Source organism: Prevotella sp. LCP21S3_D2 (assembly GCF_052118345.1).
In the GTDB taxonomy this organism is placed as follows: domain Bacteria; phylum Bacteroidota; class Bacteroidia; order Bacteroidales; family Bacteroidaceae; genus Prevotella.
The window spans coordinates 169637-194293 of sequence record NZ_JBQKHJ010000002.1 but is presented as its reverse complement, the minus strand read 5'-3'; the positions used below and the strand labels follow the sequence as shown (position 1 = coordinate 194293).

Genomic DNA, 24657 nt, shown 5'->3' with positions numbered 1-24657 from the left:
GGAATATGGAAGAAGAATATAAGAATTATCCGTTCTATAGCTGGGTGCCGAAACCGCTGGGCATTATCTTCATGATCATCCTCTTCGTGCCGATGATTACGATGAGTGGTGTCTATTCCGCCAATAGCGGTGAGATGATGAGCGGACTGGGCATCCAGTCGGAATACATCGCCTTTGCGGGCTTCTGTACGTCGATAGGAATGGCTGCTTTCTCGCCATTCTTCTACGAACTGGTGTGCATCCGAAGAGAGAAGATGATGTGTATCGTGGGATTCTCCATTCTCTTTCTGCTCAGTTTTGTCTGCGCCCAGACCGATTCGCTGTTCATCCTAGGCTTGTGTAGCTTGCTGATGGGCTTTGTCCGACAGACGCTTCTGATGGCGCATCTCTTTGTACTCATCCGATATGGTTTCGGTATTGAGGCAACGAAGAATCTCACGCCGGGTTGCGAGCCTACCACCGAGGAGGCTTGGGATGCGATGGATTCAGAAAAAATGGTTTCCCAGCCGGTTATCTATCTTTTCTTCATGATTATCGGACAGTTGGGCACCTGGCTCACGGCTTGGCTTGCCTATGCCTACGAGTGGCAGTATGTATATCATTTCATGATGGCATTCATGTTGGCGGGCATCATCATCGTGTTCTTCACCATGCCTTATCATAAGTATCCGATGCCGAAGTTCCCGATTACGATGTCGAAGTTTGGCAATGTCACGGTGTTCAGCATCATGCTCTGTTCGTTTGCCTATGTGATGGTGTTCGGCAAGACGCTGGACTGGTTTGATGATCCTACCATCCGTATCTCTACAGTGGTCTGTCTCATCTTCACCGCCCTGTTTATCTATCTGGAGAAGACCCGCCGTTCACCTTATTTTATCATGGAGGTGTTCCAGCTCAGGGTTGTCAATTACGGCATCATGCTGTTCTTCCTTCTGATGGTCTGCAACTCCAGCGCCATGTTTGTGAACGTATTCACCAATGTGGGAATGAAGATAGACAACTGGCAGAATGCCACTCTGGGCAACTGGGTGATGGTGGGATATACCGTGGGTTTGATTTTTGCGATCATCGCCAGAGCCAAGAATATTCATCTGAAGTGGATGTACTGTCTGGGCTTCCTCTTTATCGGAGGCTACGCCCTCTTTATGTATTTCGAGGTGCAGAACGACGGTATGTATGAACGCATGAAATGGCCTATCATCATCCGTTCTACGGGAATGATGCTGCTCTATTCGCTCATCTCCACGATAGCCAATCAGCGCATGCCTTACCGCTTCATGTCCACCTGGGTCTGCATCATGCTCACCGTCCGTATGGTCATCGCCCCATGCATCGGTTCGGCGCTCTACACCAATGTGTTTCAGCATCGCCAGCAGTATTACGTTACCCGCTTTGCACAGGATTATGACCGTACCAGCTTGGAGACGGCAAAGACCTATGACCAGACGGTGATGGGCATGCAGTATCAGGGTAAGAGTGTAACTGAGGCGCAGAATATGGCTGCCATGAGTGCGAAGGGCAAGGTGCAGGTGCAAGCCACGCTGGTATCCATCAAGGAGATGGCAGGCTGGACCTTCTATGGCTGTCTGGTATGTGCCGGCTTGATGCTCGTAATACCTTGGCGCAAGCGCAACATCAAGGAATTGACCCGCGAGTATCTGTTGAAGAATGTAGATGTGAAATCCCTGGGAAGAAGGTAGGAAAGAGGATGCAGATTCTGCCGGAAGCGGCTGGATTCTGCTAAAATATCATAAATAATCAAGGTTATCATTCGAGGGGATTGATATTTTTGTTATCTTCGCATTTCAAGCAATTAGAAAAAATGGAGATAACAGATAATATCATCATATATGAGGCTCAGGAAATTCCTCATTTTCTGATGCAGCCTTTCTATTCTGATTATGTCGGAATAGTCATTTGTCATCAAGGGATGTTCCGTTTCTGTGTAGACGGAACATCCTTTGTTGCGTCTATGGGGGAGTCGGTTTTTCTCTCTCCCGGCACTCTGTTGCAGGTTCAGGAAACCTCTCCAGATTTCCGGTTTACCTTGCTTTTCTACCGTGTAGAGCAGATTCGCCACATGCTGGGCAATACCGTTGTGAGCATGCGCCTTTATTCTACGCTCTATCCTTCGGCTTGTACCGTGGCGCATACGGGTTATGAGGAGATGCTGTCGTCTTATGCCCAGATGCTTCTCAAGTTGGAGCAGAAGGAGGAGCCGGATACCTACAGCCAGCATGAGCAGAAGCTGCTTCTCATGGCGGTAACCTATCGCCTTTGCAGCATCATCTCTTCTACGTTCAAGGCGGCGGGTAAGGAGATGGAGCGCAAGGTAGAGGTCTTTGAGTCGCTGGTCAAATTGATAGAGGAACATTTCATGCGTGAGCGCAGTGTGGCTTTCTATGCCGATCAGCTCTGCATCACTCCCAAATATCTTTCCGTTATCGTGAAGTCAGTATGTGGCAAGACGGTCCAGCAATTACTTTTCAAGGCGATTATCCGTCGCAGCATTTATCTGATGAAGAATACGAACAAGACGATTCAGCAGATAGCCAGTGATCTCAGCTTCCCGAATGCCTCAGCCTTCGGCACCTTCTTCAAGAAGCATACCGGGTTGTCGCCTAAGAATTACCGGATGGGGGCAGAGTAGCGCCAAGAGAAAAACTCTACTCTCAATTCCACTCTTCACTCTTCACGTATATAGTGTAAAGCGTTGAGTATAAGATATTTATGGCTGTGAAGAGTTACGCCGACTCTTCACCACTCTTCACCACTCTTCACACGATTGATTTTTCTGCTGTTTATAAGGGAAATTAGAGGTCCAAGAAATCGGAATAAGGCTCAAGTAAACTTTAACAAAGCCTTACGTAAATTTTATCTGAGGCTTAAACCAAATTTAAAGGAGGCTTAAACCAAACTTAAAGGAGGCTTAAACCAAGCTTAATAGAAGCCTGATGCTGGTCACAATAGAGGCTTGATGCTGGTCACAATAGAGGCTTGATGCTGGTCACAATAGAAGCCTGATGCTGGTCACAATAGAAGCCCAAATGGTGAAGAGTGGTGAAGAGTTGTGAAGAGTCGGCGTAACTCTTCACCGTAGTAAGTAATTTGTATTCAGTTATTTATGCCACATGTGTGAAGAGTGAAGAGTGGATTTGAAAGTAGGGGTTACACGCAGAAGAATTCCGTCTGCCATTATGCTTTTGGTGAAGCGTTTAATAGGTATATAGAAATCTCTATCCCGACGTAGTATTTTTTATCTTTCGACGGCACAATATTGCCCGCCTAGGGGCAATATTGTGTCCTAGTAAGGCAATAAGTGAAATGTCCCCATTCGCATTTGAAATCTACAGGATTGCACATGAAACTTACAGACTTTCCATCCGTTTCTTAGTAAGAGAAATAATTATTATCGCTATTATCTGTGTTAAAAACCCAAGAATTACTTCGTTTCTCATTATTTTTTATTATCTTTGCCCCAAATAACAATTAAAAACAAAGGATATGAGCACATCACCATTACGTGTACCTACTTCATTTAGGTTACCAGCAGAGCTTCTTGAGGAGCTCAAGGAGTGTGCTAAGGCTACCAATCGTAGCCTTAACAATTATGTAGAATCCATTCTTATGGATTTTATGAGTAAGAACAAGACCATGAAGGAAAATGTGATTACTCCCGATTTGCAAGCGAAGCTTGACAAGGCGAGAGAAGAACATAAAAACGGAGAAACTCTGTGCTTTGACACAGCACAAGATGCAATCGCATGGATGGAAGCTTTATAGTGTTGCGAATTGACTCATTATGGATGAAATTCCGCTATCCATTAAAACTTGTTGGCCATCATAATGACCAACAAGGAAATTTTAATGTATAACAATTTAAAAAGGAAGAAATATAAGAAACAGAAAAGAAAGATATAACATAATAAGATTATAAACTTGCGTTTACTAATTTGTTCGGAAACACTTAAATTTTGCCAGAATTAAAGTATAGCATAAACGAATGAATAAGTTCTGTAAACGCCTGCGCTATAGCGTGGGCGGAACTTATCGTTTATGCGGGCCCGGCAAAAGCCTAAGTGTTGATAAGGGAAGCTCACGCTTCTTCTTTGTCTTCACTTCATCACGGCTTTCATTGAATGGCTTTCCAGCCAATCCTTCTGTCCGCTGCCCGTTTTACTCCGATAATGATTTAGTTCCTAACGCACCCATCAGCTATAGCAAAAGACGTTGGAGTTCGCTTCAATGTTTGTTGCTATACCTTATTATATATAGTAACTAACAATGAAAAGAGCTACGAATGGACAAATTAAGAATGCAGAGTAGTAATGGTGTCGAGGACAACATTACGAAAATTGCGCAGCTGTTTCCCGACTGCGTTACGGAGACCGTGGATGAAAGAAGCGGTCAGCCAAAGCACCTCATAGATTTCGAGAAACTCAAGCAGAATCTTTCTGATAGCGTAATATCAGAAAGAGCAGAACGCTACCAGTTTACCTGGCCCGACAAGAGCAAGGCGATTCTCCTTGCCAACTCTCCTATCAATGCCACACTTCGCCCTTGCCGTGAAGACAGCGTTGATTTCGACAACACCCAGAACCTTTATATCGAGGGAGACAACCTCGATGTTCTCAAATGTCTGAAGGAGACTTACCTCCATAAGGTGAAAATGATCTACATAGACCCACCTTACAACACCGGAAACGATTTTGTTTATGAAGATGATTTCGCTCAGTCTTCAGAAGAATACCTCGCCAACTCAGGACAGTTTGACGAGCAGGGCAACCGTATGTTTACCAATGCCGAAAGCAATGGTAGATTCCATACCGATTGGCTCAACTTATTGTATTCACGGTTGAAAATAGCAAGAGACTTACTGACTAGCGATGGATATATTTTTATATCGATAGATGAAAATGAAATTGCTAATCTTCAAAAGATTTCTAATGAAATATTTGGAGAATCAAATCATTATGCAACTTTTATCATTATACGGTCAGAAGGAGGAGGATTAGCAAAAAATGCAGTTATCGGACATGATTATCTTCTAATTTACACGAAAAATAAAGATAAAGCAATTCCTCTAGGAAGACCTAAAGATATTAGAGGGAAAGTTGTGGCTATAGATGGAGAAGACTATTGGATAGAAACAGATTGGTTTAGAGAAGTTTTTGGTAAATACGGGACATGTCATTATGAAGATATTTTAAAATTTTACGATCAGTCCAAAAAAAACGAAATTGATCAACAGCTCAAAAAGGGAACATATATATTGATAGAAAAAAATGGTAAACATATCATTGGCAGATATAGAAAAGTAGCAGATGATACTTCTAAATTTTATACCATTTTGAAGCATTTAAACAAAAAAGGAGTTGAAGATTTAAAACAAATTGGCCTGAATAAGTTTTTTGATTATCCAAAACCAGTTTCCTTACTAAAGGACTTGATTTTAGGAACAACAATAAAATCTAAAAGGGACAATAATATCATCCTCGACTTCTTCAGTGGCTCCGCCACAACTGCCCATGCTGTCATGCAGCTCAACTCCGAGGATGGCGGCAACCGCAAGTTTATCATGGTGCAGCTCCCAGAAAAGACCGAAGAGAAGAGCGAAGCTTTCAAGGCAGGCTATAAGAACATCTGTGAAATAGGCAAGGAACGAATCCGTCGTGCCGGCAAGAAAATCAAGGAGGAATCTCCTTTAACCACCCAGGACCTCGATACTGGCTTCCGTGTGTTGAAACTCGATTCCACCAATATGCAGGACATTTACTATTCTCCAAAGGATATTTCGCAAGCCGATCTCTTCTCGCAGGTGGATAATGTGAAACCGGATAGAACCGGCGAAGACCTGCTCTTCCAGGTAATGCTTGAACTCGGTGCAACCCTGGATTCGAAGATAGAAACGATAACGGTAGCTGGAAAGACCATCTATAACGTTGCCGAAGGATACCTCGTGGCTTGCTTCGACCCGGATGTTACCGACGAAGTAGTAAAAGCCATCGCCCAGATGCTGCCAGCCTACGCCGTGCTCCGTGACACCAGCATGAAGGACGATTCCACCGCCACCAACTTCGAGCAGATTTTTAAAACATATTCTCCTGACACGGTCACCAAAATCCTTTAGAAAGGGATTTTGAAAGGTAAAAAAGTAAAAAGGTAAAAAAGTAAAAAGAGCATTTTTGCTGTGTTTACTTGAAACTTGTAAAAGTAAAAAGAGCTTTACTGATTACGATTATGAAACTGAAGTTTAAGATACAACAATATCAGACCGATGCCGTGGAGAGCGTCATCAACGTCTTCAAGGGGCAGCCCAACCAAGCCAACCTGGAATACAGGATGGATAAGGGAAAACTGTATGTGGTGGACAGCAAGAAACATGACATCAAAATCGTTCAAACAGATGTCTTTGCCGATAACGATGATGCCGGCAATAACCTGGGTTATAAGAACAACCGCCTTGCTATAGATAAAGTGGCTCTCTTCGACAACATCCGACAGATTCAGACCGATAACAATATCCATCAGGATGAAGAACTCTGTCAGAAACTCGGAGCCTGCCAGCTCGACGTGGAGATGGAAACCGGTACGGGAAAGACTTACGTCTATATCAAGACCATGTTCGAACTGAACAAGCAGTATGGCTGGACCAAGTTTATCGTGGTGGTTCCAAGCATTGCTATCCGAGAGGGAGTGAAGAAAAGCTTCGACATCACGGTAGATCACTTCATGGAGCAATACGGCAAGAAGGCTCGCTACTTCATCTACGACAGCAGCAGCCTCAACGACATCGACACCTTCTCGCAGAGCAACGACATCAGCGTGATGATCATCAACACCCAAGCCTTCAACACCATGAAGGAGGGAGCCAAGAACAAAGCGGCACGCATCATCAACTCAGAACGAGATGAGTTCGGTTCCCGAAAGCCTATCGCCGTTCTTGCTGCCAACAACCCTATCATCATTCTGGATGAACCGCAGAAGATGGGAGGTGCCGCTACACAGACGGCACTCAAAGCCTTCAATCCGCTCTTCACCCTGAACTACTCAGCTACCCACAAGGAGCACCACAACACGGTGTATGTGCTCGATGCTCTAGATGCCTACAACCACAAACTGGTGAAGAAGATTGAGGTAGTAGGCTTCGAACTGAAGAACCTGAAAGGTACCGACAGCTATATCTATTTTGCAGAGCTGCTGCTCTCGAAAGACAAGGCTCCACAGGTAAGACTGGAGATAGAACAGCAGAGCACTACGGGAGCCATCAAACGAATCTACAAGAAGTTGGGCGAAGGCGATGACCTCTATAGTGCCTCCGGAAACATGCTGCAATACAAAGGGTTCATGATTACCGATATCGTGGTGGATGCCCGTCAGCCAAGCCGAAGCCAAGTAAAGTTCAGCAACGGCGAAAGTCTGATGCTGAAGGAGGTAATCGGCAACGTAACTGCCGATCACAAGGCTCGCATCCAGATAAGGGAAACCATCAAGGCGCACTTCCGCAAAGAGAGTGCGCTCTTCCATCGCGGCATCAAGTGCCTCTCGCTTTTCTTCATCGACGAGGTTGCCAAGTATCGCCAGTATGATGAAGACGGCAATGCGCTGCTGGGACGCTATGGTGAGATCTTCGAACAGGAGTACAGGGCAGAGCTGAACGAAAATCAGAATATGTATGCCCCGGAGTATATGCAGTATCTCAGCTGCATCCCTGTCAACAAGACCCATGAGGGTTATTTCTCCATCGACCCCAAGACCAAGCGCATCAAGGACAGCGATGAGAAGAAGGGAGTCGGAAGCGACGACGTATCGGCTTACGACCTGATTATGAAAGATAAAGAACGACTACTGAGTCTCGACCCAACTTACTCGCCAGTTCGCTTCATCTTCTCCCACTCTGCCTTGAGAGAAGGTTGGGACAATCCGAACATCTTCCAGATCTGTTCGCTCCGACAGGCAAACAGCATCTCGCAGAAGCGTCAGGAAGTGGGACGAGGATTGCGACTCTGCGTTGACAACAAGGGAGTACGACAGGATGCCGATACCCTGCAGGGGCAGGTGCAGCAGATTAACCGCCTTACCGTGATTGCCTCTGAGGGCTATGCTGATTTCGTAAACGACTTGCAGAAGAATATTTCGGAAGATCTCTACGACCGTCCGAAAGTTGCCGACATCGACTACTTCGACGGAAAAACCTTCACGATTGAGGATGGCAGCAAGCATAGTATCACGACGTCAGAAGCCAAGAAGATTTATTTCTATCTGGTGAAGAACAGTTATGTGGATGACGAAAGTCATGTAACCGATGCTTACCGCTCTGCCGCAACATCAGGAACACTCGCCCCATTGCCAGACGAAGTAAAGCCATACGGCAAATGGATTCACAAACTGATAGAAGGCGTTTGGAATCCTTCTGCCCTTGACAGTATGATAGAAAACGGAAGTACGCCGCAGACTCCGGAGAACAGACTGAATGAGAACTTTACGAAGAAGGAGTTCCAGGAACTCTGGAATCGCATCAACCACAAATACGCCTATACGGTGAACTTCGAAAGCAAGGAACTGATAGAGAAAGCCATTGCTTCCATCAACAAGGAACTGGTGGTTTCGAGACTGAGCTACGTGGTAACCCGAGGAGTGCAGAAGACGGAACTGAAGCACGACGATATGAAGGCGGGCAGCATGATGGTGCAGGAAGAAATGCAGCATGATGACCTGAGAACGGATGTAGTAAGCACCGTGAAGTACGACCTGCTAGGCAAGATAGCCGCCAACACCCGATTGACCCGCAAGACCATCGCCGGGATTCTATCCCAAATCATGCCAAGCAAGTTTGATATGTACAAGGTGAATCCTGAAGAGTTTATCCGTAGGGTAAGTCGTCTGATACTGGAGCAGAAAGCCACCATCATCGTAGATCATATCAGTTACAACGAGATAGAGGGAAGCTACGATTCCGCCATCTTTACGGAGGAGAAGCATACCTCGCTCGACAAGGCTTACCAGGGAAGGAAGAGCATTGTGGATTATGTGTTTACCGATGGAACGGCAAAGCAGAGTGTGGAGCGCAAGTTCGTGGAAGACCTCGATACGAGCACCGATGTTGCCGTATATGCCAAGTTGCCAAAGGGTTTCCACATTCCTACCCCTGTGGGCAATTATTCTCCCGACTGGGCGATAGCCTTCAAGGATGGTGCCGTGAAGCATGTCTATTTCGTAGCCGAAACCAAGGGCAGCATGTCAACCCTCGACTTGCGAGGCATAGAAGATGGCAAGATAGCCTGTGCCGACAGGCTATTCGAACAACTCTCAGGTTCGGGCATCTACTATCATAAGGTAACCAACTACGACGACTTGATGGAATGGGTGAAATAATTCTTAATGTTAAGTGTTGAATGTTGAATGTTAAGCAATAGGACATGGAACAGCCGAAACAGATAAACAATACCAGCGAACGATTGGTGGACGACCTGAAATCGAGGTTGTCCACCCAAAGTCGCATATCCATCGCTGCTGCCTCTTTCTCCATCTACGCCTTCGAAGCCATGAAGGCGGAACTGGAGAAGGTGGAGGAAGTGCGCTTTATCTTCACCTCGCCAACCTTTGTGGCAGACAAGACGAAGAAAGAGAAACGGGAGTTCTACATACCGAAGTTGAACCGTGAACGCAACCTCTATGGTACGGAGTTTGAAATCAAGCTCCGCAACCAGCTGTCGCAGAAAGCCATCGCCAAGGAGTGTGCAGCATGGATCCGGAAGAAAGTGAAATTCAAGTCCAATTCTTCACAGGAAGGAATGGGCGGATTCCTTCATCTCTGTGATGGTGAACCTTCTGCCTTACCTGTCTTTGATATGAATGCGCCCAGCAAGCAGCATGTTTATCTTCCTTTTGATGATTTCAGCACCACCCAACTGGGATGCGAAAAGGGCAACAATGTCTATACGATGGTCAATGTGCTGCCTTCTCCTTCTGCCGAGGCTTATCTGCAGATCTTCAACCAGCAATGGGAGAACGATGAGAAATTCAAGGACGTAACTGCCAGGGTTTTGGAATACATCGAGACGGTTTATCAGGAGAATGCGCCCGAATACATCTACTTCATCGCTCTCTACAACATCTTCCATGAATTTCTGGAAGATATTTCTGAAGATGTTCTTCCCAATGAGCGTACCGGTTTTAAGAACAGCCTCATCTGGAACAAGCTATACAACTTCCAGAAGGATGCGGCACTCGCCATCATCAACAAGCTGGAGAAATACAACGGTTGTATTCTTGCCGACAGTGTGGGATTGGGAAAGACCTTTACGGCGCTTGCCGTCATCAAGTATTACGAAAACCGCAACAAGAGTGTACTGGTGCTTTGTCCGAAAAAGCTGAATGAGAACTGGATTACCTTCCGTTCCAATTACAAGAACAATCCGATAGCTGGCGACCGTCTGCGCTACGACATCCTCTTCCATACCGACCTTTCACGAGAACATGGAAGTTCCAACGGCTTGGATCTGGACCACATCAACTGGGGCAACTACGACCTCGTGGTCATCGACGAAAGTCATAACTTCCGCAATGGAGGAAACGTGGATGAAGAGGAAGATGATGATGAGCAGCATGAGGAAAGAAAGGAAAACAGATATCAGAAACTGATGAACCGGGTGATTCGTACCGGTGTGAAAACGAAGGTACTGATGCTGAGTGCTACCCCTGTGAACAATAGATTTGGCGATTTGAAGAACCAGTTGCAGCTGGCTTACGAAGGCAGAAGCAGCTCGTTTGACGAAGCATTGGGACTAGGCAAGAACGTAGATGACATCTTTACGAATGCCCAGAAGGTATATAACCACTGGGCAAAACTGAAGGCGGAAGAACGCACAACGGAAAGGCTGCTCAACGACCTGAGCTACGATTTCTTCCAGTTGCTGGATGCCGTGACCATCGCCCGTTCGCGCAGCCACATCATGAAGTATTATGATACAAGTGCCATCGGTGAATTTCCACATCGTCTGCCTCCTATCTCCCGTCGTCCGAAACTCACCGACATCAGCAATGCCATCAACTTCAGGGACATTGCCACAGAACTGGACAATCTGAACCTGTCTATCTACACCCCATCGCTCTATCTGCACGATAGCGCCAGAAACAGCTATACCATCGACTATGAGGGAAGCGGCTTGTCTATTGACGGACGAGAGAAGGGATTGCGAAATCTGATGGCAACCAATCTACTGAAACGACTGGAAAGTTCGGTCAACTCCTTCCGCCTCACCTTGGAGCGCATCACGGCTTACATCAATGAAACCATCTCACTCATCGACCAGGAAGCTGAAGAGATAAGAGGTTTCAGACTCAGGGATATGGATTATATCAGTTGGCGAAGAGATCTGGCAGCAGATCTGGAAGTACTCAGGATGCTGCTCCTGATGCTGGAAGATATTACGCCAGCTCATGACAGCAAGTTGCAAATGCTGATAGAAGACTTGAAGGAGAAGTTTGCCCATCCTATCAACAAGGATAACCGGAAGGTGCTCATCTTCACAGCCTTTGCCGATACGGCAGACTATCTCTATCAGGAACTTGCCGAAAGAATCAAGGCAGATTGCGGACTGAACGCTGCCCTCATCACGGGTAGTACTGAGGGCAAATGCACCATTCCAAAGTTTGAGTGTACATTTAATAATGTTCTCACCTTCTTCTCGCCCATCTCCAAAGACAAAGGTGACATCTTTGATGAAAAGGACGCAGCCAAGAAACCGTGGATTCATGAAAACATCGATGTGCTCATCGCTACAGACTGTATATCGGAAGGTCAGAACCTGCAAGACTGCGACTATCTGATTAACTACGATATCCATTGGAATCCCGTACGCATCATCCAGCGTTTTGGACGTATTGACCGTATTGGCAGCCGGAACAAGGAAATACAGTTGGTAAACTACTGGCCTGATATGGAACTGGACGAATATATCCAGTTGAAAGGCAGAGTGGAGAGCCGTATGAAAGCCACCATTCTGACTTCTACTGGAGATGACAACCTACTGAGCGACAACGAAAAAGGTGACCTGGAATATCGCAGAAAGCAGTTGAAGAATCTTCAGGAAGAAGTGATTGACATCGAAGATATGGACACCGGCATCAACATCATGGATCTGGGACTGAACGAGTTTCGTCTCGACCTCCTATCATATATCAAGGAACATCCCGACATAGAGCATGCTCCTTTCGGAATGAATGCCGTGGCAGGTGCAAAGGGCGACATTAAGCCTGGCGTTATCTATGTGTTGAAGAATCGCAACAATGCCGTGAACATCGACAAGAAAAACTTGCTTCATCCTTTCTATATGGTGTATCTGTCGGATGACGGCGAGGTAATCTGTGACCATCTTCATCCCAAGAAGCTGCTGGATACCCTGCGATTGCTCTGCAAGGACAAGAAGGAATACGACAGAAACCTTTGTGCCCTGCTAAGTAAGGAAACCAGCGACGGCAGACACATGGAACATTATAGCGACCTGTTGCAGAAGGCCATCGACAGTATGGTACGCATCAAGGAAGAGAGCGACATAGACAGTCTTTTCTCGCTGGGTGAAACCACGGCTTTGACCAATGAGATCAAGGGATTGGATGATTTCGAACTCATCACCTTCCTGGTTATCAGATAAGCAATCTCTTTAATCATAAAGTTCCAAGTTCAATGTGCAAAGTAAAAAAGAACTTATGAATATATTAAATTTCCCCGACTTTACGTTGGTAAACCGAGTAGTACCCAAGGTGGCTTTTTACAGCCATCTTGAGGTAACGGCTCGCATGAAATCTGCATTTATTGAGAATGTAGAGCAGGTAGTTTGGCTCTATAAGTTGGCACCCAGCAATATGCATGTGGCAGATGGAAAGAATGTTCACGAACTCACCATCTTTCTTATTAAGCTTAAGAAAGGAATTTCAGACTGTTCAGACATCTTCCGCTATATTGATAGCAAGTTACCCCGACATACGATTTTCATCATTCAACAGGATAACCGATATCAGCTATTGGTAAACTACAAGCAATGGAAGGATGCTTCTGCTGGCACATTCGAGATCATCAAGTCATTTTCTACAGACTGGTTATCAGAAGAAATGCTATCTCTCCGTCTGGATAGTTCTTCTAATATGGATACACTCTATGAATCCTTGGTTCGGCAGATTGCATCAACCCAGATTACTTCTTCTCAGCAGAATCTGCATCAAGCTGTTTTCCAGACCATTCAAATAGAAGCAATAAAAAAGGAAATGGCTGCTATCAGAAAGAAAGAACTGAAAGAGCAGCAACCGCAAAAGAAATTTGCCTTGCATCAAAAATACATGCAGCTAAAAAAGAAGCTGGAGGAACATATTTAGTGATATGCAAAATGTAGCTATGATGGTCGCGAAGGGTTCCTAAGTCTACAACTGCATATTACTTATTTTTCCAGTTATTTATGCAAAAATCGATTAAATATTTGGAGTTTACAAAAAAACAACGTATCTTTGTCATCAGATTTAAAAATAATTAAAATCTAACAAGATGGCAAAGTACATCAACCCCTTTACCGATTGGGGCTTCAAACGTCTTTTCGGTCAAGAATTCAGCAAGGATTTGCTGATAAGCTTTCTCAACGATCTGTTGGAGGGCGAGCTCCACGTCAAGGATGTAGTGTTCAAAGACAAAGAGCAATTGCCACAGACCAAAGATCAACGAGGCATTATCTACGATGTTTTCTGCGAAACCGACACAGGCGAGCGATTCATCCTGGAAATGCAGAACAAGTGGCAACCCAATTTTCTGGATCGCTCCATCTGCTATGCCTGCAGAAGTATTCTGGAACAGGTAGATAAGGGCAAAGCAGAGAATCAGGATGCCTATAAGTTTCTGCCGATATACACAGTTTGTTTCATGAACTATATGCCAAAGGCAGGCGAAGTAAACAAGTTCAGAACAGACATCATATTGGCAGATAAGGAGAGCAAGGAGCAAGCTTCCAACAAGCTTCGCTTCATCTACTTGGCCCTGCCTCTTTTCAAAAAAGAGCCAGCGGAATGTGAGAGTGATTTTGATAAATGGATTTATGTATTGACTCATATGGAAGCATTAACAAGAATGCCTTGGACGGCACAAAAGAAGATTTTCGAGAAGCTTGAGGAATATGCCGACAGTCATAGACTCTCGAAGAAAGAATGGGAAGCCTACGAGAACAGTCTTTGGATTGCTCGCGATAATTTGGCATGTATGGCGGCCGCAGAATCAGAAGCCAGAGCTGAAGGCATGGCAAAAGGCATGGCAAAAGGTATGGCAAAAGGTATGGCTGAAGGAAGAGCTGAAGGAAGAGCTGAAGGAAGAGCTGAAGGAAGAGCTGAAGGAAGAGCTGAAGGAAGAGCTGAAGGAAGAGCTGAAGGAAGAGCTGAAGGAAGAGCTGAAGGCTCTAATGAGGCAAATATAAATGCTGCACAGCGTATGCTTGCTGATGGTATGTCGAAAGAGCTTGTCATGAAATATACAGGTCTTTCACTCGAGCAAATCAGCAATATCAAATAAATACAAGTGAATAAAAAAGGTGTATCAGAAAAACTTTATGATTTCTGATACACCCTTTTTTCTTGCCGATGAGCCTACTGGAAATCTGGATTCCAAAAATGGCAAGGAGGTGATGGAACTGCTTTCTGAGCTGCACAAGGAGGGCACCACCATCGTAATGGCACCCCACTCGTTGCATGATGCCAATTATGTCTATATCTCTTCATCAATGAATCGGATGATTTCATCCTGCTGGTCAGGATGATACCAGTGGATTTTGGTATCTCGCTTAAACCAGGTGAGCTGCTTGCGCATGTATTCACGGCTATGCGACTGTATCTGGCGGATGGCTTCATCCTTATCTATCTCGCCATCGAAATAGGCAAACATCTCTTTGTACCCCACGGTTCTCAAGGCAGTGAGACCCTTGTGCGGATATACGCTGCGGGCTTCTGCCTCCAGGCCTTCCTCCATCATCAGCAACACACGCTGGTTGATTCGGTCGTACAATTCGGCACGGTCGCGGTTCAGACCTATCTTGATGATGCGGAAAGGACGCTGCTTCTTCTCGGCTACACGGAAAGAAGTATAGGTCTTGCCAGTTTGGTGGCAGATTTCCAAGGCATGCACCACGCGGCGTGGATTCTTCTTATCTACTATCGCCCAATGCTCCGGATCCATCTTATGGAGTTCTTCTACCAGCGCTTCCAAGCCTTCTTCTTCCAGGCGCTGTTTCATCCAGGTACGGATGTCGTCCCGCACGGTAGGAATATCGTCGATACCCTTGCATACGGCATCGATATACATCATGCTGCCGCCTGTAAGCAGCGCCACATCATGATTCTTGAAGATTTCTTCTTTCAGGAGATTCATCACATCGGTCTCGTATTGGGCTGCGCTGTAATAATCTTTGATGTGATGGTTGCCTACGAAATAATGCTTCACCCGCTGCTGCTGTTCGGCAGTAGGCGCTGCGGTTCCGATAGGGAGTTCTGCGAAGATCTGGCGGGAGTCGGCATTGATAATAGGTATAGAGAGATGTTCTGCCAGCGAAAGGCAAAGCTCCGTTTTACCTACACCGGTAGGACCTAAAACCACAATCAATGTTTTCATATATCATTCTTTATATTCAAGAAAAAAGCATCCTTGCTCGTTTCATAAACCTATGCAAGAATGCTCTTTTTACCTTTTTACTTTTTTACCCTTTTACTTTTATCGGATAATGCCGCGCTGAGAACTCTCTACGAAGTCGATGATGTACTGGATTTCCTTAGTCACCTCAAGATTCTTCTTGATTTCCTCGATACCTTCCTTCAGGATACCCTTGCTGTAGAGCAGGCGATAAGCCTCGTGGATGTTCTGGATGGTCTCGTTGCTGAAACCACGGCGACGCAAACCGATGAGGTTGATGCTGCAATAGCGGGTTGGCTCCTTGCCGGCAATGATATAAGGAGGAATATCCTGAGAGAAACGGCAACCGCCCTGGATCATCACGTAGCCTGCGATGTGGCAGAACTGATGAACGAGAACGTTGGCGCTTACGATGGCGTTGTCATCTACAACCACCTCGCCGGCAAACTTGGTAGAGTTACCGATAATCAAGCCGCTGCCCAGTTCACAGTCGTGAGCCACGTGAACAGTCTCCATCAGGAGGTTGTTGCTGCCTACCACGGTCTTGCCCTTAGAGGCTGTACCACGAGAGATAGTAACGTTCTCACGGATGCTGTTGTTGTCGCCCACCTCGCAGGTTGTCTGCTCACCCTTGAACTTCAAGTCCTGAGGCTTGGTAGAGATGCTGGCGCCTGGGAAGAATTCATTATTATTGCCGATACGAGCGCCCAAGTGGATGGTAACGCTGTTCTGCAATACGTTGTTATCGCCCAAAACGGTGTCCTTGTCGATATAGCAGAAAGGACCGATAATGTTGTTGTCACCGAGTTTTGCCTCTGGATGAACAAACGCTAATGGACTAATCTGATTCATATTTCTATCTTATTATTACTTGTTCTTAACAATCTGTGCTGTGAAAGTAGCCTCAGCCACCACCTGGTCGCCTACGAACATATAGCCCTTCATAGAGCTGATGCCATGACGTACGGGTGCGAGCAACTCCACACGGAAGAGGAGGGTATCGCCTGGAACCACCTTCTTGCGGAACTTCACGTCGTCGAGCTTCATGAAGTAAGTGCTCCAGCGCTCAGGCTCTTCCAGCTGGTTCAATACGAGCAGACCGCCACACTGTGCCATCGCCTCTACCTGGAGAACGCCTGGCATTACTGGCTCCTCTGGGAAGTGACCGGTGAAGAATGGCTCGTTGCTGGTTACGTTCTTAACGCCCACGATGCTGGTAGGACCCATGGCGATGACCTTATCTACCAACTGCATTGGATAGCGATGAGGCAGGAGCTGGCGGATGCGGATGTTATCCATGATTGGCTCCTCGTTTGGATCGTAGATAGGAGCCTGAATTTCGTGCTTGCGAATCTCCTTGCGCATGAGACGGGCGAACTTGTTGTTCACGGTGTGGCCTGGTCGGGTAGCGATGATGCGACCCTTGATAGGCTTACCGATGAGCGCCATATCGCCGATGATGTCGAGCAGCTTATGGCGAGTACACTCGTTCTCCCACTGCAAAGGACGGTGCTGGATGTAACCCAACTTGCTGGCATCCATGTGAGGCACCTTGAGATGGTCGGCGAGCTGATCGAGCTGCGCCTGCTCTACCTGGCGCTCGTAGATAACGATGGCATTGTCCAAGTCGCCACCCTTGATGAGGTTAGCCTGGAGCAATGGCATGATATCGCGAACGAAAACGAAGGTACGTGCCGAAGCAATCTCGTCAACGTAGGTCTCCATCTTGTCGAGGGTAGCAAACTGGCTGTTGATGAACTTGCTCTCGAAAGAACACATCGCCGTGATGCTGAACTCCTCATCTGGAAGAATGGTGATGACAGAACCGTTATCGTCCTTCACCTCAATCTTATGACGGATGATATAATAGTCCTTCTCTGCATTCTGCTCCTGGATGCCCACGCTCTGAATCTTCTCTACATACATGGATGCAGAGCCGTCGAGGATAGGGAATTCAGGACCGTTAACCTGGATGAAACAGTTGTCGATGCCGAGGGCATAGAGTGCTGACATACCGTGCTCGATGGTAGAGATGCGGATATCGCCCTTACCGAGTACGGTGCCACGCTGGGTTTCAACGACGTTCTCAGCTACAGCCTGGATGATAGGCTCGCCTTCGAGGTCGATGCGCTGTATCTTATAACCGGTGTTCTCTGGTGCAGGATTGAAAGTCACGGTGAGGCTCAAGCCTGTGTGCAATCCTTTTCCACAAAGAGAGAAACTACCTTTCAGTGTTTTCTGTTTTGACATAATTATATTCATTTTTTAGGCACGGATTACACGGATTTTTTCTCTGCGTTTTCTTCGGAATCCTTAGTGGCATTAGCCTCCGCGTCATCCGCGTCATCCGTACCTTATTATTTTTAATTGTTTTTCTTTAATTCTTCAATCTGCTTCTTCAGGTCGTTGAGCTCCTTGTACATGTCAGGCAGGCGACGGAAGATGGCCTGTGACTTGAAGTAAGCACGCTGCTCCATAGGAGGAGTACCGATGAGCTGCTGGCCGCTCTTGAGGCTGCCTGGCACACCGCTCTGTGCTCCGAGGAACACCTTGTCGCCGATGGTGATGTGACCTGCGAGACCCACCTGTCCGCCAAACATACACCATTCGCCAACCTTGGTACTGCCGGCTACACCCACCTGAGAAGACATCACGGTGTTGGCACCGATGTCGGTGTTGTGGGCAATCTGAACCAGGTTGTCGAGCTTCACGCCCTTGCGAACGTAGGTAGAGCCCATGGTAGAGCGGTCAACGCAAGTGTTGGCACCAATCTCCACATCATCCTCGATAGTTACGATACCAATCTGAGGAATCTTGTCGTATCCATCAGGTCCTGGAGCGAAGCCGAAGCCATCTGCACCGATGACACAACCTGCATGGAGAGTCACGTTATCGCCGAGCTTACAGCCGTGATAAACGGTTACGTTAGGGTAGATGAGGGCATTCTTGCCAATCTTCACACCCTCGCCGATGTAGGCGTGAGGATAAATCTGGCTACCTTCGCCCACCTCGGCACCATCGCTGATATAAGCGAAAGCGCCAATATAGACGTTCTCTGCCACCTTAGCCTTTGGAGAAACAAAAGCCAATGGGTCGATGCCTGTCTTCTTTGGTTTCATAGACTCGTACATCTGAAGCAGTTTAGCCACACATTCGTAGGCGTTCTTCACACGGATGAGGGTAGCGCTGACTGGGTGTTCAAGTTCTACGGTCTCATCAATGAGCACGATGCTAGACTTCGTGTCGTACACGAAGTGAGTGTATTTAGGGTTAGAAAGGAACGAGATTGCACCTTTCTTGCCTTCTTCGATTTTTGCGAAGGTGTTGACTGTTGCATTCTCATCACCTTCCACACGGCCCTGAACGAACTGGGCTATTTGTTGAGCGGTAAATTCCATAATTTATCTGTCTTCTAGTTTGTTTTAATTGGTCACCCAAGGTATAAATACCTTTAGGTAAACACATTTTGTTTGCAAAAATAACAAAATAAATTTAGATTCTCGTCATTCTTTCGTAATATTTTGCTTTTTTCGCCAACAAATAGGTATTTTTAAGGCGCAAAGCGTCTTTTTCAAGATACTTTGCGCCTAAAATCTTATTTTTGGTGGGGATTGCAAATCCCCCGGTTTAATAGGTCGAACCTTTTTTTACGGCGGATTTCAAATCCGCCGGGACGCCTAGCGGGAGGCTTAGCCCAGCTTGGCAAGCTCTGCTGCCATTTCTTCCTGCAATTCCTTTGCCTTCTGGCCTGCTACCTCTGCGAAGTCCTCACCGTTGCTAGCATAGATGATGCCGCGAGATGAGTTGACGAGCAGACCGCAATCCTTGATGATACCATACTTGCAAACCTCCTGGAGGCTACCGCCCTGAGCACCAACACCTGGTACGAGGAGGAAGTGGTTAGGAGCCACCTTGCGGATGTCCTCGAACATCTGCCCCTGGGTAGCACCTACAACGTACATCATGTTCTCGTCGTTGCCCCATTCCTGGCTCTTCTTCAGAACCTTCTCGAAGAGGCGCTCGCCTTCCTTGTCCTCTGTGAGCTGGAAGTCATGGCTACCCTTGTTGCTGGTCAAAGCCAGAAGGATGACCCACTTGCCCTCATACTCGAGGAAAGGCTTGACAGAATCCTCGCCCATGTAAGGAGCTACGGTTACTGAATCGAGGTTGTACTCCTCAAAGAAAGTCTGGGCGTACATCTTTGAGGTGTTGCCGATGTCGCCACGCTTTGCGTCAGCGATGATGAAGTGGTTTGGATAGTGGCTCTTGAGATACTTGATGGTGTTCTCGAAGGCAATCATTCCGTCGATGCCACGGCTCTCGTAGAAAGCCAGGTTTGGCTTGTAAGCCACGCAGTAAGGAGCGGTAGCGTCGATGATAGCCTGGTTGAACTTAAACATCATCTCGGCTTCAGCGCCCTGGATTTCTTCATCCTCTGTGATGCACTTTGGCAACTTATTGATATCTGTGTCAAGACCTACGCACAAGAAGCTCTTCTTGGCGAAAATCTGCTCTACAAGTTCTTTTCTGTTCATAATATGGTATTTATGATGATTCATCGCTCCGGTTCTCGGAACGATGATAAGGGTTCTACAATTCTGTTTCTTTCAGTTTCTCTGCATTCTCAGCCACGGTCAGGGCATCAATCATATCCTGGATGTTACCAGCCAGGAAACCATTGAGGTCGTGGGTGGTGTAACCGATACGGTGGTCGGTAACACGGCCCTGTGGGAAGTTGTAGGTACGAATCTTCGCACTGCGGTCACCGGTAGAGACGAGGCTCTTGCGGCGGCTGGCGATATCGTCAACATACTTCTGATGCTCACGGTCGTGGATGAAGGTATAGAGGCGGCTCAAGGCACGCTCCTTGTTCTTTGGCTGGTCACGGGTCTCGGTACACTCGATAAGGATTTCCTCTACCTCGCCTGTGTTAGGGTTCTTCCAAGGATAGCGGAGGCGAACTCCAGACTCTACCTTGTTCACGTTCTGACCACCGGCACCAGAGCTTCGGAAGGTATCCCACTTGATGTCACCTTCGTTGATGTTCACCTCAAACTTATCTGCTTCTGGCAATACAGCCACGGTAGCAGCTGAGGTGTGCATACGGCCCTGAGTCTCAGTGGCAGGTACACGCTGAACACGGTGAACACCAGACTCATACTTCAATGTACCGTAAACATCTGTTCCGCTTACGGCGAAGTCGATTTCCTTGTATCCACCCACAGCGCCCTCAGAGACAGAAGTCACGCTGACTGTCCATCCCTTAGACTCACAATATTTCTTATACATAGAGAAGAGGTCACCGGCGAATAGGGCAGCCTCGTCGCCACCGGCACCGCCACGAATCTCCATCTGTACATTCTTGGCATCCTCTGGATCCTTAGGAACCAGGGCGATCTTGATTTCCTCTTCGAGCTTAGGCTGCAGCGCCTCATTCTCGTTGAGTTCCTCGCGCGCCATCTCCTTCATTTCAGGGTCGTTTTCGTTGGCGAGAATATCCTTAGCTTCCTTGATGCTGTCCAGACAGTTGATGTATCGCTTGCGTGCGTCCATGATGTCGCCAAGGTCTTTCCACTCCTTGGTCAGCTTCACGTAGCGTGGCTGGTCGGCGATGACATCTGGGTCGGTAATGAGGGTGCTTACTTCCTCGTATCGGCTCTCTAAGCCTTCAAGCTTCTGTAATATGTTATTATTATCCATCGAATTATTTTTTGGCACGGATTACACGGATTACACGGATTTTTCCCTGTGCTGTGTTCCCTTGCGCTCGTTTGTAAATATCTTTCTTTTTACTTGTAAGGATAGACCGAAATTGATGAGCAATCCTACTTCTGCCTGGCAGGCTGAGAGATAGTTTACTAACTGCCATTCATGTTCGGGATGCAAATCTTTAACGGCTTTCAATTCAATGATCACCTTATCTTCTACGACCATGTCGGGAATGTAGTGACCAACGCATTCACCTTTGTAAAAAACATCTAAGTGTTTTTGGCACTCACACTTCAAACCACGTGATTTCAATTCTTTATACAGAGCATTTCCCTATACAGCCTCTAGAAAACCAACTCCTAAGACTTTGTGTACTTCTTGAGCTGCACCAATTATCTGTTTAGTTAAATCTTCTTCTAGCATAACAATACTATAAATTAAGAAATAAAAGAATAAAAATCCGTGTAATCCGTGTAATCCGTGCCTAAAACATTTAGTATTCGAATGTTCCGAATTCGCTCTTGATGGTCAGGCTGCGCTTGCCTTCCTCGATGTGACCCACAATCTGGGCATCGATGTTGAAGCTCTTGCTGATGGCGATAACCTTCTCGGCAATCTCAGGACGTACGTAGATCTCCATGCGGTGACCCATGTTGAATACCTGGTACATCTCCTTCCAGTCTGTCTCTGAGCAGTCGTGGATTGCCTTGAAGAGAGGAGGTACTGGGAACATGTTGTCCTTCACTACCTTGCAGTTCTCGCCTACGAAGTGCAGAACCTTGGTCTGGGCACCACCTGTACAGTGAACCATACCGTGAACCTCTGGGCGAAGCTCATCCAGGATCTTCTTGATAACCGGAGCATAGGTACGGGTAGGAGAGAGTACCAGCTCACCGGCGTTGATAGGAGAACCCTCAACCTCATCGGTCAACTTATACTTGCCGCTGTAAACCAACTCATCTGGCACGGCGTGGTCGTAGCTCTCAGGATAGTTCTCAGCGAGATACTTGGCGAATACATCGTGGCGGGCAGAAGTCAAACCGTTGCTACCCATGCCGCCGTTGTACTTCTTCTCGTATGTAGCCTGACCTGTAGAAGAGAGACCTACGATAACATCGCCTGGACGGATGTTGGCATTGTCGATGACGTCGCTGCGCTTCATGCGGCAGGTTACGGTAGAGTCAACGATGATGGTACGAACCAGGTCGCCTACGTCGGCAGTCTCACCGCCGGTAGGATAGATTCCGATACCCATCTCGCGCATCTCGTGGAGCAGGTCGTCGGTACCGTTGATGATAGCCGAGATGACCTCGCCAGGGATGAGCATCTTGTTGCGGCCGATGGTAGAGCTAACGAGGATGTTGTCTACGGCGCCCACGCAGAGCAGGTCGTCGGTATTCATCACGATAGCATCCTGAGCGATACCCTTCCATACAGAGAGGTCGCCAGTCTCCTTCCAGTACATGTAAGCCAAGCTAGACTTGGTACCTGCACCGTCGGCGTGCATAATGTTGCAATACTCTGGGTCACCGCCCAGGATATCAGGTATAATCTTGCAGAAAGCCTGTGGGAAGATACCCTTGTCGATGTTCTTGATAGCGTTGTGAACATCTTCCTTTGCTGCGCTTACACCGCGCATCATATATCTATTGTTACTCATATCTAAATTGATCTCCAATTATGATTCTTATAATTTCCTTATCGTTCTTATAAATGTAGATGTTCAAGTTTACTATGCTGAATCTGTACTTGTAAACATCTACGTTTATGAAGTATTTATTTTTCTTCATGCCAGAAATCCCAGCTGGCGAATGCCTGGAGGAGCAGCATCTCCAAACCATTCTTTACTGTGGCTCCATGTTCTTTTCCCTTCTTCATGAAAAGGGTTTCGTCAGGATTGTAGATGAGATCGTAGAGCAGCGTGTGGGTGTCCATCGCCTCGTAAGGCAGCGGAGGGCACTCATCTACATGAGGATACATGCCCACTGGAGTACAGTTGACGATGACATTGTATTCCTTGATTACCTCTGGAGTAATCTTATCGTATTGAATAGTACCTGGACGTTCGTAGCGACTCACAAACAAGTTTTCCAGACCTAATGATTTCAAACCGTAGTTGATGGCTTTAGACGCACCTCCGGTACCCAGGATAAGTGCTTTCTTATGACACTTCTCCAGGAATGGCTCGATGCTCTTTGTAAAGCCAATGACGTCGCTATTATAGCCGGTGAGCACAGTTTCATTGCCCTTGTGGTCAACCTTCACCACATTGACGGCTCCGATGGCGTTGGCCTCAGGGCTTACGCTGTCGAGATAGCTGATTACTTTCTCCTTGTAAGGAATGGTTACGTTGAAACCCTTCAGTTCGGGATTGGTGTCGAGTACCTCAGCTAAACCTTCGATGCTAGGCAGCTCGAAGTTGATGTACTTGGCATTGATTCCTTCGTTCTCAAACTTCTCGTTGAAATAGCTTTTTGAGAAGGAGTGGCCCAAAGGGAAACCTATGAGTCCATACTTGTCCATACTGATATTCTTATTTAAAATTCATAATTTATTTGGTTGCAAAATAGAGTGTGCAGATGCCGAAGGTGAGTCGGGTGAACTCTGCTTTCTCGAAACCTGCCTTCTTGAATACCTCCATCATCGTCTCTCCCTGAGGGAATGCCTCGATAGTCTTGGTGAGGTAGCTGTAGGCACTCTGGTCTTTCGAAATCAGTTTGCCGTAGATAGGCAATACTGTATGCGAATAGATGTGGAACAGCTGCTTCATCGGGAAACTGACCGGAGTGGTGAGCTCTACGATGCAGAGATGTCCTCCCTTCTTCAGTACTCGGCACATTTCGCGCAGGCCCTGGTCCAGGTTCTGGAAGTTGCGGATGCCGAAGGCGGCAGTTACTGCATCAAATGTATTGTCTTCGTATGAGAGGTGGAGACAATCTTCCTTGTCGAAGCGGATCACTCCGTCAAGTCCCAGCTGCTTTACCTTCTGTCTTCCTATCTCCATCATTCCCTGCGAGATGTCTGCCCCGATGAGTTTGTCGGGATGCAGCATCCGGGCGGCAAGGATGGCGAAGTCGCCGGTGCCGGTGGCGATGTCGAGTATTTTCTTTGGAGAGAAGGGCGCAAGTCGCTTGATAGCCTTCTTGCGCCATCCCTTGTCGATATCCCACGAGAGTCGGTGGTTCAGGGTGTCGTAGGTAGGGGCGATGTTGTCAAACATCTCCTCTACCAGCTTGCCCTTATCTCCTGTGCCCTCGTAGGGCTTAATCTGTTCTTGCTTATACATTATT

General features: G+C 46.9%; 18 protein-coding genes and 1 pseudogene. 9 read left to right on the top strand and 10 right to left on the bottom strand.

Features of this window, described 5'->3' with window-relative positions; all coding sequences use genetic code 11:
- Positions 1-5: 5 nt before the first annotated feature.
- The 9 genes and pseudogenes from ACTQ16_RS02715 to ACTQ16_RS02675 all read left to right on the top strand — a co-directional run.
- Positions 6-1700, top strand: a complete 1695-nt coding sequence (locus ACTQ16_RS02715) for an MFS transporter (RefSeq protein ID WP_441931596.1) — start codon at positions 6-8, stop codon at positions 1698-1700.
- Positions 1701-1822: 122 nt separating this feature from the next.
- Positions 1823-2650 (top strand): helix-turn-helix domain-containing protein, encoded by an 828-nt coding sequence (locus tag ACTQ16_RS02710; RefSeq protein ID WP_441935972.1) that lies wholly within the window; start codon positions 1823-1825, stop codon positions 2648-2650.
- A gap of 854 nt (positions 2651-3504) precedes the next feature.
- Positions 3505-3783, top strand: coding sequence for an Arc family DNA-binding protein (locus tag ACTQ16_RS02705; RefSeq protein ID WP_295346055.1), 279 nt, complete (start codon positions 3505-3507; stop codon positions 3781-3783).
- Between the two features lie 517 nt (positions 3784-4300).
- A complete protein-coding gene (locus ACTQ16_RS02700) occupies positions 4301-6130 on the top strand; it encodes a site-specific DNA-methyltransferase (RefSeq protein WP_441935970.1) in 1830 nt (609 codons plus the stop codon).
- Between the two features lie 110 nt (positions 6131-6240).
- Complete coding sequence (locus ACTQ16_RS02695) at positions 6241-9375, top strand: type III restriction-modification system endonuclease (RefSeq protein WP_441935968.1); 3135 nt, start codon at positions 6241-6243, stop codon at positions 9373-9375.
- Between the two features lie 44 nt (positions 9376-9419).
- Positions 9420-12656: a helicase-related protein gene (locus ACTQ16_RS02690; RefSeq protein ID WP_441935966.1), complete on the top strand. Its 3237-nt coding sequence runs from the start codon at positions 9420-9422 to the stop codon at positions 12654-12656.
- Between the two features lie 55 nt (positions 12657-12711).
- Positions 12712-13374, top strand: a complete 663-nt coding sequence (locus tag ACTQ16_RS02685) for a DUF4391 domain-containing protein (RefSeq protein ID WP_441935964.1) — start codon at positions 12712-12714, stop codon at positions 13372-13374.
- Between the two features lie 166 nt (positions 13375-13540).
- Positions 13541-14548 (top strand): Rpn family recombination-promoting nuclease/putative transposase, encoded by a 1008-nt coding sequence (locus tag ACTQ16_RS02680; RefSeq protein ID WP_441935963.1) that lies wholly within the window; start codon positions 13541-13543, stop codon positions 14546-14548.
- Positions 14549-14606: 58 nt separating this feature from the next.
- Positions 14607-14792: pseudogene (locus ACTQ16_RS02675) on the top strand (hypothetical protein); the annotation flags it as partial.
- Here ACTQ16_RS02675 and miaA read toward each other — a convergent pair.
- The 10 genes from miaA to ubiE all read right to left on the bottom strand — a co-directional run bounded on the left by miaA (position 14741) and on the right by ubiE (position 24653).
- Positions 14741-15640 carry a tRNA (adenosine(37)-N6)-dimethylallyltransferase MiaA gene (gene miaA, locus ACTQ16_RS02670; protein WP_441935961.1) on the bottom strand — a complete coding sequence of 300 codons (900 nt, stop codon included), beginning with the start codon at positions 15638-15640 and terminating at the stop codon, positions 14741-14743. The pseudogene ACTQ16_RS02675 and the gene miaA overlap by 52 nt on opposite strands.
- 99 nt (positions 15641-15739) lie before the next feature.
- Positions 15740-16510, bottom strand: a complete 771-nt coding sequence (gene lpxA / locus ACTQ16_RS02665) for an acyl-ACP--UDP-N-acetylglucosamine O-acyltransferase (protein ID WP_295346113.1) — start codon at positions 16508-16510, stop codon at positions 15740-15742.
- Between the two features lie 15 nt (positions 16511-16525).
- Positions 16526-17908, bottom strand: a complete 1383-nt coding sequence (locus ACTQ16_RS02660) for a bifunctional UDP-3-O-[3-hydroxymyristoyl] N-acetylglucosamine deacetylase/3-hydroxyacyl-ACP dehydratase (protein WP_153097943.1) — start codon at positions 17906-17908, stop codon at positions 16526-16528.
- 113 nt (positions 17909-18021) lie between these two features.
- Positions 18022-19056 (bottom strand): UDP-3-O-(3-hydroxymyristoyl)glucosamine N-acyltransferase, encoded by a 1035-nt coding sequence (gene lpxD, locus ACTQ16_RS02655; protein ID WP_295346114.1) that lies wholly within the window; start codon positions 19054-19056, stop codon positions 18022-18024.
- Between the two features lie 291 nt (positions 19057-19347).
- Complete coding sequence (gene pyrF / locus ACTQ16_RS02650) at positions 19348-20193, bottom strand: orotidine-5'-phosphate decarboxylase (protein ID WP_153122035.1); 846 nt, start codon at positions 20191-20193, stop codon at positions 19348-19350.
- Positions 20194-20248: 55 nt separating this feature from the next.
- Positions 20249-21358 (bottom strand): peptide chain release factor 1, encoded by a 1110-nt coding sequence (gene prfA, locus ACTQ16_RS02645; protein ID WP_441935959.1) that lies wholly within the window; start codon positions 21356-21358, stop codon positions 20249-20251.
- 30 nt (positions 21359-21388) lie between these two features.
- A complete protein-coding gene (locus ACTQ16_RS02640) occupies positions 21389-21691 on the bottom strand; it encodes a GxxExxY protein (RefSeq protein ID WP_441936067.1) in 303 nt (100 codons plus the stop codon).
- A gap of 169 nt (positions 21692-21860) precedes the next feature.
- Entirely contained in the window at positions 21861-23009 is a 1149-nt protein-coding gene (locus ACTQ16_RS02635; protein ID WP_295408811.1) for an AIR synthase-related protein, read from the bottom strand.
- A gap of 134 nt (positions 23010-23143) precedes the next feature.
- A complete protein-coding gene (locus ACTQ16_RS02630; protein ID WP_441935957.1) occupies positions 23144-23890 on the bottom strand; it encodes a shikimate dehydrogenase family protein in 747 nt (248 codons plus the stop codon).
- Between the two features lie 28 nt (positions 23891-23918).
- Entirely contained in the window at positions 23919-24653 is a 735-nt protein-coding gene (ubiE, locus tag ACTQ16_RS02625) for a bifunctional demethylmenaquinone methyltransferase/2-methoxy-6-polyprenyl-1,4-benzoquinol methylase UbiE (protein ID WP_294968586.1), read from the bottom strand.
- Positions 24654-24657: the final 4 nt, after the last annotated feature.

Excerpts from the sequence above, each read along its gene's own strand:
- ACTQ16_RS02685 (WP_441935964.1), top strand. The coding sequence starts at position 12,712 with ATGAATATATTAAATTTCCCCGACTTTACGTTGGTAAACCGAGTAGTA.
- ACTQ16_RS02630 (WP_441935957.1), bottom strand. The coding sequence starts at position 23,890 with ATGGACAAGTATGGACTCATAGGTTTCCCTTTGGGCCACTCCTTCTCA.
- miaA (WP_441935961.1), bottom strand. The coding sequence starts at position 15,640 with ATGAAAACATTGATTGTGGTTTTAGGTCCTACCGGTGTAGGTAAAACG.
- lpxA (WP_295346113.1), bottom strand. The coding sequence starts at position 16,510 with ATGAATCAGATTAGTCCATTAGCGTTTGTTCATCCAGAGGCAAAACTC.
- ubiE (WP_294968586.1), bottom strand. The coding sequence starts at position 24,653 with ATGTATAAGCAAGAACAGATTAAGCCCTACGAGGGCACAGGAGATAAG.
- ACTQ16_RS02705 (WP_295346055.1), top strand. The coding sequence starts at position 3,505 with ATGAGCACATCACCATTACGTGTACCTACTTCATTTAGGTTACCAGCA.
- ACTQ16_RS02695 (WP_441935968.1), top strand. The coding sequence starts at position 6,241 with ATGAAACTGAAGTTTAAGATACAACAATATCAGACCGATGCCGTGGAG.
- ACTQ16_RS02660 (WP_153097943.1), bottom strand. The coding sequence starts at position 17,908 with ATGTCAAAACAGAAAACACTGAAAGGTAGTTTCTCTCTTTGTGGAAAA.
- ACTQ16_RS02690 (WP_441935966.1), top strand. The coding sequence starts at position 9,420 with ATGGAACAGCCGAAACAGATAAACAATACCAGCGAACGATTGGTGGAC.
- prfA (WP_441935959.1), bottom strand. The coding sequence starts at position 21,358 with ATGGATAATAATAACATATTACAGAAGCTTGAAGGCTTAGAGAGCCGA.
- ACTQ16_RS02680 (WP_441935963.1), top strand. The coding sequence starts at position 13,541 with ATGGCAAAGTACATCAACCCCTTTACCGATTGGGGCTTCAAACGTCTT.
- ACTQ16_RS02635 (WP_295408811.1), bottom strand. The coding sequence starts at position 23,009 with ATGATGCGCGGTGTAAGCGCAGCAAAGGAAGATGTTCACAACGCTATC.
- ACTQ16_RS02710 (WP_441935972.1), top strand. The coding sequence starts at position 1,823 with ATGGAGATAACAGATAATATCATCATATATGAGGCTCAGGAAATTCCT.
- pyrF (WP_153122035.1), bottom strand. The coding sequence starts at position 20,193 with ATGAACAGAAAAGAACTTGTAGAGCAGATTTTCGCCAAGAAGAGCTTC.
- ACTQ16_RS02715 (WP_441931596.1), top strand. The coding sequence starts at position 6 with ATGGAAGAAGAATATAAGAATTATCCGTTCTATAGCTGGGTGCCGAAA.
- ACTQ16_RS02700 (WP_441935970.1), top strand. The coding sequence starts at position 4,301 with ATGGACAAATTAAGAATGCAGAGTAGTAATGGTGTCGAGGACAACATT.
- lpxD (WP_295346114.1), bottom strand. The coding sequence starts at position 19,056 with ATGGAATTTACCGCTCAACAAATAGCCCAGTTCGTTCAGGGCCGTGTG.